We start from the raw sequence: 13127 nt of genomic DNA on the forward strand, positions 1-13127 counted from the left end.
CATGCATTTAAACGATTTTTAACTCTTTTCCGACATCCGTAAAAGCTTTGATCGCGGCATCTAAATGTTCCTTTTTGTGAGCGGCTGAGAGTTGTACTCTTATCCGTGCCTTACCTTTAGGAACTACGGGGTAAAAGAATCCGATAACGTAAATACCTTTCTCTAGAAGTTTATTCGCCATTGTTTGTGAGAGTTTGGCGTCATATAGCATTACCGGAACTATTGCCGAGTCGCCATCAATGATATCGAAGCCGGCATCTTTCATGCCTTTTTTAAAGTATTCGGTGTTTTTCTGTAAGGTGTCCCTCAAAGAGGTATCGTTGGATAACATGTCAAAAACCTTGATAGAGGCACCAACTATGGCGGGAGCCAGCGAGTTTGAAAATAGGTAAGGTCTTGAGCGTTGTCTTAACAGTTCTATTATTTCCTTTTTACCAGTAGTATATCCGCCCATTGCACCGCCAAGGGCTTTGCCCAAGGTGCCTGTTATAATGTCTATACGGCCCATAACATTTTTTTCTTCCAAGGTTCCCTTGCCTTTTGGGCCTATAAAACCTGCGGCATGGCACTCATCTATCATTACAAGGGCATCGTATTTGTCCGCTAGGTCACAAATTTTGTCCAATGGAGCTACAAGGCCGTCCATAGAAAAGACACCATCCGTAACAATTATTTTAAAACGGGCATTGTCCGCATTGGCCTGTTGCAATTGCTTTTCCAGGTCCGCCATGTCACTATTGGCATAGCGATAGCGTTTTGCCTTACAAAGCCTAACCCCGTCTATGATAGAAGCGTGGTTTAAAGAATCTGATATAATGGCATCTTCAGCGGTCAATAAAGGTTCAAAGACACCGCCGTTGGCATCAAAGGCAGCTGCATATAATATGGTGTCCTCTGTTTCGTAAAACTCGGCTATCTTTTTTTCCAGTTCTTTATGTATATCCTGTGTGCCACATATAAACCGCACCGATGACATGCCAAAACCATGGGTGTCCATGGTATCCTTAGCGGCCTGTATTACATCTGGGTGAGAGGAAAGTCCCAAATAATTATTGGCACAAAAATTTATCACTTCTTCACCGGTAGATATTTTAATTACGGCATCTTGTGGTGTAACAATGATGCGTTCTTCCTTAAAAAGACCGTCTTCTTTGATTTGGTTCAGCTCTTGCTGTAAATGCTCCTTGATTTTTCCGTACATTTTAGATTGATTCTACTGTTATGTTTTGATTAATATAAACTATGATTTTATCGCGAATTTCATAACCCATATCCATAAAAGCGTTGGCATAAGAGTCTAATTGTTCGTAATATTTGTTGTTTTTTTGACCTGTTTTGTAATCTATGATAGAAACTAAATTGTCTTTGATATTTACTCTATCCGGTCTCAAGATAGTTCCATCCTGCATTAAAATGTCTTTTTCGTTCAATACATTATAACCAGCGGAAAAATACTCTTTTAAGTTTGGGTGTCGCACCAATTTTAAAAGTTTTTGTTGTACTATATTATATTCTGTGCTACTAAGAATACCGTTTTGTACAGCTTTGTCCATGGCAGGGGTCAAATCGTGTTCTTGTTTAATGTCGCTTAATATATAATGTATGATGTTCCCTTGTTTTATGGCCTCTTCTCTTTCGGTGTCCCAAAGCATACCGGCTTTTGTGTGTATTCTAAAATCAGCATTGTCTTTGTGGGTGTATATATAAGGTATATCAACAGTGGATGTCTGTTTTGTCGACTGGGAGCTATTTACGGGAACAGCACCAAATTCATATTCTAACTTATTAGGGTTCCAGAGCCCTAGGCCACTTAAGAAATGTATAAAAAGACCCGAGTAGTAATCTGTTTTGTAATTACCATCCTTGCTAAGATGTTTAAAGCTTATAATGTATAGGGATTGAACGGCCCTGGTCAATGCCACATACAATAGGTTAAAAGCGTCTAACTGTAATTTATTATGTTCTTCGCTGAATAAAGAAGCTTCTGTAGTGCCATATTCGGCCACTTCTTTCTTTTTGCTTATCAATAATTCTTTAAAACCTAAAAAAGTTTCGCGGTCTACGGGCATCCATAGTTTGGGGTCGATCTCTTCAAAGATGTTCGAGTTGGCATAAGGGAAAATCACCACGGGGAATTCCAATCCTTTAGCCTTGTGTATGGTCATTATCTGTACGGCCGAAACATTGTCGGGCGTACTTATGCTTAGACTGTCACCCTTCTTTTCCCAATAATTTAGAAAAGATTGTATATCGGCCCCTTTCTGTTGTTCCACTTCAAAAACCAAGTCCATAAAAGAAAGCAAGTGGGCATCCGAGTCTATCCCTAATTCAAAAGCTTTAATGGCATATTCCATGGCATCCAGCACAGAATTACGCATAAATTTTTTGAGGTTAAAGTTGTATCCTTCTTCTAGAAAACTATCTACATTGCCTAGGTTCTTATTTATAAAATCATGTTCGGTTTCTGTGTTGTCGGATAGGAAACGAAGAATTTGATAACTATATTCTGCCTCCATGGGAAATAGGGCATGTAGGGAAAGTGATATTAAAAACTGAACCTTAGGACTAGCAGAAAGTAATAGTGATTCGGAAGAGATCACTGGAACTTGATTCTTCATCAAATAATCCGCTATAATGGCCGCATGTTTCTTTTTGCGGATGATGATGCAGATATCCTCATATTTAAAACCATTTTGCAAAGATTCTGTGATGGCCTCTAATGTCTTTAAGGCGTAGTGCTCATCGTCTTCTTCTTCTAAAAAAGCAAGCTTTACATAACCACCCTCTTTTTGATTGGTCTCTTGTTTGTTTCCTTCTTCGAAGAAAGCCCTATAAACAGGGTTCTCTAAAAATGGACTTACACTTTGAAAAAAACTGTTGTTAAAACGAACAATTTCATCAAAACTTCTATAATTTCTTGGTAGAATATGGGTGTCCGCCGTTATTGAGAATGGCTGTGAGCTTTGGGTGACTAGATTTAAAAATTGCTCTGCTTTTCCGCCTCGCCACCTATAAATGGCTTGTTTGGCATCGCCTACCAGAAATAGAGAACCAGTGTTTCCCTGTTCATCTTCCCCTTCGAGGGCATTACCAATAAGGGGTAAAAGGTTGCTCCATTGCATTTCGGAGGTGTCTTGAAATTCGTCTATAAAATAATGACGGTATTTTTCGCCCAAACGTTCGTATATAAATGGTGCGGGTTGATTCTTGATCTCTTTTGAGATAATTGCGTTAAATTCGGAAATGGAAAGCTGGTCTTTTTCTTGTTGTATTTTCTTTATCTCGTTTTCTATTTCATTTAATAAGGTTAAGGGAACTAGGTTTCTATAAATATTCTGAAAGAAACTTCTGGTATATATAAGTTTTTTTGTGTTTTGGTAGTAATGCAATAAATTAACGGCTATATCTTCGGAAGGGGGCGAAACATTGGCCTTGACAATTTTTTGTGCTTTCAGATTTTCTTCTAGGTTGTTGTTGTATAGTTGTGAGGGCAAGAATTGGCCATCGCGTATTTTTTTAAAATGATTGGGCAATGTTTGTCTTGGGAAATCGGTGTCATCTAGACCGGTAGAGGAGATGTATGATAGTGTTTCTTCCGCGGTCGTTGTGGCTTTTTTTTCAGTTTCCTTAATTTTTGACAAAACCTTTTTCTGCAATTTCTGAAAGTCGGAAATAGTTTTATCCGAGAAAGCATGTATATGTTTTGCATTGTTCTCATCGAACAGTAGTTTTCCAATATTCGTTAGGTCATAGGTAATATCCCAACTTCTGTCATCATCTATTTTTTCAAGGGCAAAGTCCATCAGAACCTTTGTGAGCTCGATATCTTCACCGGCCCTGGCTATGACCCTTGATACAGCTTCGTCCAAGAGGAGATCCACATCCAATACCACTTCAAAATTTTGAGGTATTTTAAGGTCGCGGGCAAAAGTGCGTATTACCCTATGTGTAAACTTGTCTATGGTAGAGACGTCAAAAAAAGCATAATTATGAAGAATCTCCTTTAACCGAATTTTGCTCAAGTTTCTTAGAGTAGAATCGGTCAGGTTCAAATCGCTCATAATTTCCTTGAATAAGGGAGGGGCTTTTTCCAATGACGTTACCTGGCTAAACTGAAAGAGATTTTGAAGAATACGGCTTTTCATCTCGTTTACCGCTTTGTTTGTAAAGGTAATGGCCAAAATTCTTCTAAAGCTGTTCGAAGAAGAAAGTACAATCTTTAGATAAGCTTTGGAAAGAGCATAGGTCTTACCGGATCCGGCAGATGCGTTATATATCTTAAAAGAACTTTCTCGCACTGGTTTTTACTTGCAAAATAAGGATTATACAACAGTTCTTAACAAATTATTGGGTTAATATAAATGTTAAAATACTTAAATTTGAGTTGGAATTATTATTAATCTAAAAACAATAAAATTATGGCTTTTGAATTACCAAAATTGCCTTATGCATATGATGCTTTAGAACCGCACATAGATGCAAGGACGATGGAAATACATCATACAAAACATCACAATGGATATACCACTAAACTGAACGCCGCTATTGAAGGAACAGAATTGGAAGGAAAATCCATTGAAGATATTTTAACCGGATTGGACATGAGCAACAGTGCGGTGAGAAATAATGGAGGTGGTTTTTACAATCACTCTTTGTTCTGGACCATGTTATCTCCTAATGGAGGAGGAACCCCGGCAGGAGAGTTGGCAGATGCCATAAATAGCGCCTTTGGTTCTTTTGAAGGGTTTAAAGAAAAATTTAGCGCTGCGGCAGCTACTAGATTTGGTTCTGGTTGGGCATGGTTGTGTGTTCATAAAGGCGGTAAACTGGAAATCTGCTCTACACCGAACCAAGATACTCCAATTATGCCAGGTGTTGGTTGTGGAGGCCAACCTATTCTTGGGCTAGATGTATGGGAACATGCCTACTATCTAAATTATCAAAATAAGAGACCAGATTATATTAGTGCGTTCTTTAATATCATTAACTGGGACGAAGTTTCTAGGTTGTACGCGGAGAACAAATAATAGAATATTTGTAAAACCCTGATCTTTTACAGGAAAAGGACCACTTATAGGGAAATCTATAGGTGGTTTTTTTGTTTCTAGGAAAATAGAAAAGGGCGGAGAAATCTCCACCCTTTTCGTCCCAAATCTTACCATAAACTTAACCTACTTATGCTATGGCGATACTAAAATACTGGTATTGTGGGAAATAAAAAAAGAAATGTTAAAAAAAATTCCTTTTCCCTAATGAAGATATTTTCGTTTAATAATGTAACTATCTGAATGTAGGCATGTTTAGTATTAAAATAAAAAAGGCGGAGCAAAGCTCCACCTTTTTTCCCCAAATCTTACCATGAACTTAACCTACTTATGCTATGGTCCTTCAAAGATATAGCTTGTATGTCCTAGGCAAAAAGGTATTAGCCAAAAGACTTAAACCTTGGTTGAAATACCCTAGTTGTTTTATTCTCTTACAAATAAGGAAAGAAGTGCTTTCTGTAAAAAGGAATATGAAATAAAAAAGGCAGAGCAAAGCTCCACCTTTTTTCCCCAAATCTTACCATGAACTTAACCTACTTATGCTATGGCAAGCCTAAAAATATGGTTACCGTGGGCCTAAAGATTTGTTTCATCGATGAAATACCTGTTTTGTCGATGAAGTTCACGATTTATACGTTGAAAGGTACTTTGTGGTTTAGTAGGCGCGTTCATTTTTACCTTCATAAAAATTAATGAACGCCCTATTTACGACCCTGTTTCCTCCAGGGGTGGGGTAATTTCCAGTAAAATACCAATCGCCAAGATTTTTAGGACAAGCTTCGTGCAAGCTAGATACGCTCTGGTATATAATTTGCACTTCGGCTTTAATGTCCGGAGGGCTCAAAAGTTCACCAATTTTCGCAGATATTTGATCTGGCGTAAACGGACTGTATATTTCTTTTACATAATTAATGACATCTTTATCTTTTGTTTTGACCTGGTCAATACATTTTTTGTAGATATCCTCTATGACATGCATCGTATTATTTTCTTTATGTAGGGCAAGTGCCGCTTTAAAAGCTATAAAATCTTCTAGCTTGGCCATATCTATCCCATAGCAGTCTGGGTATCTAATCTGTGGAGCGGAGGAGACTACGATTATTTTTTTCGGAGACAGGCGATCTAAAATTTTTAAAATACTTTTTTTCAGAGTTGTGCCCCTGACAATACTATCGTCTATTATAACAAGATTGTCGCCCTTTCTTACAGATCCATAAGAGATGTCGTATACATGGGCTACAAGGTCGTCTCTACTGTCGTCTTGGGTAATAAAGGTCCTTAATTTAGCGTCTTTGATGGCAACCTTCTCAATTCTGGGCCTAACCTCCAAAATCTCGTGCAATTGCTTGCTTGTTATTTTAGAGCCTATCGAGAGAATTTGCTCTTCCTTTTTCTTGTTCAAATAGTTTTGGGCTTCTTTGACCATTCCGAAAAAGGATGTCTCCGCAGTATTTGGAATATAAGAGAAAACCGTATTTTTTATGTCGTTGTCAATGGCCTTAAGTATTTGCGGAAATACCAGTTTGCCCAGTTTTTTTCTTTCTTGATAAATTTCTTTGTCACTGCCCCTAGAAAAATAGATACGTTCAAAAGAACATGCCTTGCGCTCTGTAGGCTCTAAGATCTGTTTGATCTGGGTGTTTCCGTTTTTCTTTACTATGATGGCATTACCTGGTTCAAGTTCCTGTACTTTTTCAAAAGGAACGTTAAAGACCGTTTGTATGGCGGGTCTTTCTGAGGCAACCACCACTATTTCTTCATCCTTATAATAATATGCTGGCCTAATACCGGCGGGATCACGAAGAACAAATGCGTCACCGTGCCCAAGAAGGCCGGCCATGGTATAACCGCCATCAAAGTTCTTTGCGGCCCTTCTTAATATTTTGGCAACTTTTAATCGTTCCGCAATTAAAGGAGATGCCTGTTGTTTGGTGTAGCCTTCTTTTTTTATCTGTTTGTATAATTTGGCAACGGCATCGTCCAAAAAATGACCTATTTTTTCCATAACGGTCACGGTATCCGCCATTTCTTTAGGGTGCTGGCCTAGCTGAATAAGGTTGTCGAACAGTTCGTTGACATTGGTCATGTTAAAGTTTCCGGCAACAATAAGGTTACGGTGCATCCAGTTGTTCTGTCTTAAAAACGGATGAACACTTTCAATGCTGTTTTTTCCAAAGGTACCGTAGCGTACATGGCCCAAGAGCAATTCTCCTATGTAGGGAATATTCTTTTTTTGTAGGTCAACGTCATCCTCGTACTCCGGATGTTCTTTTAGCTCGTAGTTGATACGTTCGTTTATCTGGGCAAAAATATCTTGAATAGGCTGTTGTTGGCAAGATCTTACCCTACTTATGTAACGCTGTCCGGCCTCTACGTCTAGTTTTATACTGGCAAAACCGGCACCATCCTGACCACGGTTGTGCTGTTTTTCCATCATTAGGTACATTTTATTTACTCCATAAAATGCCGATCCGTATTTTTCCTTATAGTATTCAAGGGGCTTGAGCAATCGGATAACGGAGATACCACACTCGTGCTTAATAGCGTCACTCATTATTATAGGTATTAAAAAAACCCCAAGAAAGGGGCGTGGGGTTATTGTAATTCAATTTCAAACTGGGTTAGTGCTTTAAATTGGTGTAATCTACTGTTAATGTCGTCTCGGTCAAGGTCCAGCATTCGTTCTGTGCCAAATTTTTCGACCGAAAAAGAGGCCAGGTTGGATCCATGTATAACGGCTTTCTTCAAATTGTCAAAAGAGATATTGTCGGATGCGGCCAGATATCCCGTAAATCCTCCGGCAAAGGTGTCTCCGGCGCCCGTAGGGTCGAATACATCTTCCAGGGGCAAGGCCGGTGCAAAGAAAACTTGTTCTTCATGGAACAACAAAGCACCATGCTCCCCTTTCTTTATGACCACATATTTAGGGCCCATCTTAAATATTTTCTGGGCTGCCTTTACCAAAGAATATTCCCCTGTAAGCTGTCTAGCTTCTTCATCGTTAATGGTAAGAACATCTATTCTTTTAATGACCTCCATTAGTTCGCCCAAAGCATTGTCCATCCAAAAGTTCATGGTGTCCAACACAATAAGTTTGGGTCGTTTCTCCATTTGGTCTATAACGCTCATTTGAATATTCGGGTGCAAATTGCCCAGCATAACTACCTCTGCATTTTTGTACCCGCTTGGCACCACCGGATTAAAATCTGCCAGTACGTTTAACTCTGTTGCCAAGGTATCCCGAGAGTTAAGGTCGTTGTGATATTTTCCTTTCCAAAAAAAGGTTTTTCCTCCTTTTACCACCTCAAGAGACGATATGTCAATATTTCTTTTAGAAAGAAGATCTAAATATTCTTGAGGGAAATCCTCTCCTACGACAGATACGATTGCGGAATCTACTTGAAACTGTGAAGCGGCCAAACCGATAAACGTGGCGGCGCCACCCAATATTTTATCGGTTTTCCCAAAAGGGGTTTCTATAGCATCAAAAGCAACGGTACCGACTATAACTAATTTACCCATACGGTGTATAAAAATGAAGTTGCAAATATAAGGTTTTCATTGCCCATTGAAAACTAGTTTTTTTGGTGTTTATAAATACTTTTCACAAGTTGCGCCCACTCCTTGGTTTTTAATAATTATATAAGGTATAAGGTAATGGGAAGTTGTGTCCTATAATAGATGCCAAGTATTATTTTCTTCCAAAATCTGCGGGTATTTCTCCCCAAGCTTTCGTTTCCCATTTTACAACAGGGGTGTCGTAATGGTTTTTGTTTAGCCAATCAATGGCTCGCCTCACCAAGTTGAACAGGTCTTTGTTCTTTTCGGTCTCCACTAACTTGGTATTGCATTTTTTCTTCTTCACCCAGCTCATTGCGGTACGTGAGTCGGTATAAATGATACGGTCACTTTTTCTTTCTTTTAAATACGCTAGGCCGTGAACGATGGCCAAAAATTCACCAATGTTGTTGGTGCCTTGTTCAAAAGGGCCCTGTTTAAAAAGTTTTTTGCCTGTTTTAGTGTCTACTCCTTGGTATTCCATTACTCCCGGGTTACCGCTAGAGGCGGCATCCACCGCAATGGAATGATAATTAGGTTGACCAATTTTTTTAAGTTCGGCAGAAGAAAGTCTTGTTGTTTCTTTTTTCTTTCCCTTAAAATCTTCAAAGTTTCCGTTATAGGCTTTTTTTGCCATATCAAAAGTTTCGAAAGACTTGTATTGGGCTCCCTTAAAACCGGTAATGGCAGCCTTACAATCTTTCCAAGTATCATAAATACCTGGTTTTTTGCCTTTCCAAACCACATAAAATTTTTGCTTTTTGGCCATTACATTACGACAAAAGTTTATCTATCACTTTAGGAAAATGCTCGTATTCTAATTGGTGTACTTTATCGGCAATATCTTCAGGGCTATCGCTTGGCAGTACTGTTGTTTTGGCTTGGTGTAGAATGGCGCCCTCGTCATAATTAGAGTTGACCATATGTATAGTGATACCGGTCTCGGTCTCGTTATTGTCCTTTACCGCCTGGTGAACATTCATGCCGTACATGCCTTTGCCGCCGTATTTTGGTAACAATGCCGGGTGTATATTAATAATCTTATTTGGAAAAGCCTCGATAATGGAATCTGGAATTTTCCATAAAAAACCGGCAAGAACGATCAAATCGGGATCTAGACCTTTAAGAATGTTTAGAACGCAATCACTATTAATAAAGGAGTGTCTGTTAAAAAACAACCCGCTAATATTAAGTCTGTTGCACCTATCCAGTACTTTGGCATCTCTTTTGTTGGTAAGTACGGCGGTGACCGTAACATGGGTCTTGTCACTAAAATAGTTTACAATGTTCTCAACATTAGAGCCAGAACCGGATGCGAAAAGCACAATTCGTTTGGTGTTCAAAAGAAATAGATTTTAAGTTAGATAAGCCGTTTACCTCACAAATACAGGGCAAAAGAAAATAGAAATTAAGGAATAGCCAAAGGTTTTACGGTAAAAGAATAAAACAAAATTCTTGGACCAACCCTGAAATTTTCTAAGCTGAAATAAGGAAACCTGTGTTTAATTTTATTAAATTACGGTACATTTTAACGACATTTAGTGTAATTAATCCAAAGTTTTTTATTTTTGCCTTCAATTTAAATTTTTAAAACCAATATTATTATGTCAGACATTGCATCAAGAGTTAAAGCTATCATTGTTGATAAATTAGGAGTTGATGAAAACGAAGTGGTATCAGAAGCTAGCTTTACCAACGATTTAGGGGCAGATTCATTGGATACTGTTGAATTGATTATGGAGTTCGAAAAAGAATTCGATATTCAGATCCCTGATGATCAAGCTGAGAACATCGCAACAGTTGGCCAGGCCATTAGCTATATAGAAGAAGCAAAGTAATTTGATTATTTCTTAAATAGAATTCAAATTATCCATGTGGTAAATTCTCCGCATGGATAATTTTTTTTAATTTACATCCGGTTTTTATTTAAACTAAAAATAAGTTCAATGCAATTAAAGCGAGTTGTGGTTACAGGATTGGGTGCACTTACACCCATCGGTAATAATATTGAGGAGTATTGGGACGGTTTGGTAAATGGCAAAAGTGGTTCTGCACCTATTACCTATTATGATACTGAAAAATTCAAGGTAAAATTCGCCTGTGAGCTAAAAAATTACAAAACAGAGGATTATTTTGAGCGTAAGGAAGGCCGTAAGCTGGATAAGTTTGCGCAGTATGCCTTGGTTTCATCCGATGAGGCTATAAAAGACTCCAAATTGGATTTGGATGTAGTTGACAAGTTCAGGGTAGGTGTTATTTGGGGAGCAGGTATTGGAGGTTTGGAAACATTTCAAAACGAGGTAATGAACTTTGCCCAAGGAGATGGTACACCACGTTTCAATCCTTTTTTTATACCTAAAATGATTGCTGATATTGCGCCAGGAAACATTTCTATAAAACACGGTTTTATGGGGCCTAACTATACAACGGTCTCAGCCTGTGCATCATCTGCCAACGCAATGATCGATGCTCTTAACTATATACGTCTGGGCCATTGCGATGTAGTCGTGACCGGCGGTAGTGAGGCGGCCGTAACCATTGCGGGTATGGGAGGTTTTGGAGCAATGCATGCACTTTCGACCAGAAACGATAGTCCCGAAACGGCCTCAAGACCTTTTGATGCTACCAGAGACGGGTTTGTACTTGGTGAAGGCGCGGGAGCATTGGTATTGGAAGAATACGAACATGCAAAGGCCAGGGGAGCAAAAATATATGCCGAGGTCGCAGGAGGTGGCCTTTCAAGTGATGCATATCATATGACAGCTCCGCACCCAGATGGAATAGGGGTGGTTAAAGTAATGGAAAATTGTTTACGGGATGCCGGGTTAAGTATAGAAGATGTAGATGCCATTAATACACATGGTACCTCTACGCCTTTGGGTGACGTTGCAGAACTAAAGGCAATTTCAGAAGTTTTTGGTGAGCACGCCAAGAATATCAATATAAACTCTACAAAATCAATGACCGGGCACCTTTTGGGCGCCGCCGGTGCCATTGAGGCGATAGCATCGATATTGGCCATGGAACATGGTATTGTGCCGCCAACGATAAACCATGCCACGGTGGACGAAAATATTGATCCGAGTTTAAACCTTACTTTAAACAAGGCGCAGAAAAGAGATGTTAAAGTGGCCATGAGCAATACGTTCGGGTTTGGAGGACATAATGCTTGTGTTGTCTTTAAAAAAATAGATTAAGATATTTATGACATTTCCTAAGAATATATTCAATTCCCATTCTAAACAGGATGGGGATTTTTTTTTAGGGATCAAAAAAATAATAGGATTTAAACCCAAAGAAATCAAGTTTTATAAAAAGGCTTTCCTGCATAGGTCCATGAATCAAAAGGACGGGAATGGAAATCCTATGAACTATGAAAGACTGGAGTTTTTGGGAGATTCTATGTTGGGGACCATTATATCCAAATACCTCTACAACGAAGTACCTGAAGGAGATGAAGGCTATTTGACCAAGATGAGGTCTAAAATAGTCAGTCGAGAACATTTGAACGAGCTGGGCAAGGATCTGGAACTAATAAAATTTGTTGAAAGTAGGATTCCTAAAACACACTTTGGAGAAAACATTCATGGTAATGTTTTCGAGGCCCTGGTAGGTGCTATTTATTTAGATAGGGGATATGCCTATTGCGAAAAGTTCATTAATAAACGGGTTATAGAACCTTATGTAGATATAGAACAATTGGAAGGCAAGGTAATCAGCTATAAAAGCTTGATTATAGAATGGTGTCAAAAACAGAAGAAGACTTTCAATTATAATGTTTATGAAGATACAGGTAACGATACCCTAAAACATTTTGCGGTAAAACTGTCGATCGGGGGCAATGTAGTGGCAAAGGCCAGGGCAACCTCTAAAAAGAAAGCAGAAGAAAGAGCCTCAAAAAGAGCATTTTTTGCCCTTCAAGACAAAATAAAATAACGTTTAGTTATAATTGAAACAAAAGACTAACTTTTTGATAACAATAAGGATATCTTAAACTTATTTCCTTGTTAGGCTTTATTCTTTAATAGTTCTATATTTACGGTTTTTCCGTGCTTATGGCATCAGTATATAAAATAAACGATGATTTTTACGATGACTCCTTTTTTTTAATTGCTTTGCATAGCACTTTAGAGGATTACGCAATCGCATACGGATTAAACCGTGTATTAAAATCAAACTTAAAAAGGGCCAAAGTGAACTTTGAATTGGCAAAGAACAGTTCATTCCCTTTTTATGAATGGCAAGATGAACTTAACGATCGTTATTGGGCGTTAGTTGCTAATCACAGCACAAAAAAAGAATTGGTGGCCAATACGAACGATTTGTTCCAGAACGAATCTACTTACAGTACTCCCCGTCTTATTCCAGAACTTAAAGAGGTGGATTACTTTTTGAAGATCGAGGATGACGAAAGTATCGATTGCGAAGAGATCATCAAACTTTTATTGGGTATGCCAAGAATAATGGCGGCATATGAAGTTGATGCCGACAAACTAAAATCGAAGAATAATTTAATTTTTTAAG

The 13127-nt window shown here is 38.5% G+C and carries 11 protein-coding genes; 5 read left to right on the top strand and 6 right to left on the bottom strand.

The window, feature by feature from the left end; translation table 11 throughout:
* Positions 1-7: 7 nt before the first annotated feature.
* Both kbl and AB657_RS13785 read right to left on the bottom strand, forming a co-directional pair.
* Positions 8-1201, bottom strand: a complete 1194-nt coding sequence (kbl, locus tag AB657_RS13780; protein ID WP_047247017.1) for a glycine C-acetyltransferase — start codon at positions 1199-1201, stop codon at positions 8-10.
* 1 nt (position 1202) lies between these two features.
* A complete protein-coding gene (locus AB657_RS13785; RefSeq protein WP_047247018.1) occupies positions 1203-4298 on the bottom strand; it encodes a UvrD-helicase domain-containing protein in 3096 nt (1031 codons plus the stop codon).
* A gap of 120 nt (positions 4299-4418) precedes the next feature.
* Here AB657_RS13785 and AB657_RS13790 point away from each other — a divergent pair, with 120 nt between their 5' ends.
* The gene (locus AB657_RS13790; RefSeq protein ID WP_047247019.1) at positions 4419-5027 is read left to right on the top strand and encodes a superoxide dismutase; all 609 of its coding nucleotides are present in this window, start codon (positions 4419-4421) and stop codon (positions 5025-5027) included.
* 673 nt (positions 5028-5700) lie between these two features.
* On the opposite strand, the gene AB657_RS13795 is transcribed toward AB657_RS13790, so the two are convergent.
* From AB657_RS13795 to purN, 4 genes are all read right to left on the bottom strand, one after another.
* On the bottom strand, positions 5701-7599 hold the full coding sequence (locus AB657_RS13795; protein ID WP_047247020.1) for an amidophosphoribosyltransferase: 1899 nt from the start codon (positions 7597-7599) through the stop codon (positions 5701-5703).
* Positions 7600-7640: 41 nt separating this feature from the next.
* Entirely contained in the window at positions 7641-8567 is a 927-nt protein-coding gene (locus tag AB657_RS13800; RefSeq protein WP_047247021.1) for a PfkB family carbohydrate kinase, read from the bottom strand.
* A gap of 169 nt (positions 8568-8736) precedes the next feature.
* Positions 8737-9372: a ribonuclease H1 domain-containing protein gene (locus AB657_RS13805; protein ID WP_047247022.1), complete on the bottom strand. Its 636-nt coding sequence runs from the start codon at positions 9370-9372 to the stop codon at positions 8737-8739.
* 4 nt (positions 9373-9376) lie between these two features.
* The gene (gene purN, locus AB657_RS13810; RefSeq protein WP_047247023.1) at positions 9377-9946 is read right to left on the bottom strand and encodes a phosphoribosylglycinamide formyltransferase; all 570 of its coding nucleotides are present in this window, start codon (positions 9944-9946) and stop codon (positions 9377-9379) included.
* Between the two features lie 261 nt (positions 9947-10207).
* Between purN and AB657_RS13815 the strand changes: the two genes are divergently transcribed.
* From AB657_RS13815 to AB657_RS13830, 4 genes are all read left to right on the top strand, one after another.
* On the top strand, positions 10208-10441 hold the full coding sequence (locus tag AB657_RS13815) for an acyl carrier protein (RefSeq protein WP_047247024.1): 234 nt from the start codon (positions 10208-10210) through the stop codon (positions 10439-10441).
* A gap of 108 nt (positions 10442-10549) precedes the next feature.
* Entirely contained in the window at positions 10550-11800 is a 1251-nt protein-coding gene (fabF, locus tag AB657_RS13820; protein ID WP_047247025.1) for a beta-ketoacyl-ACP synthase II, read from the top strand.
* Between the two features lie 7 nt (positions 11801-11807).
* Positions 11808-12539: a ribonuclease III gene (gene rnc, locus AB657_RS13825; RefSeq protein ID WP_047247026.1), complete on the top strand. Its 732-nt coding sequence runs from the start codon at positions 11808-11810 to the stop codon at positions 12537-12539.
* Positions 12540-12658: 119 nt separating this feature from the next.
* A complete protein-coding gene (locus AB657_RS13830) occupies positions 12659-13126 on the top strand; it encodes an IPExxxVDY family protein (protein ID WP_047247027.1) in 468 nt (155 codons plus the stop codon).
* The last annotated feature ends 1 nt before the right edge of the window (position 13127 follow it).

Origin of the sequence: Maribacter thermophilus, assembly GCF_001020565.1 — a bacterium.
In the GTDB taxonomy this organism is placed as follows: domain Bacteria; phylum Bacteroidota; class Bacteroidia; order Flavobacteriales; family Flavobacteriaceae; genus Maribacter; species Maribacter thermophilus.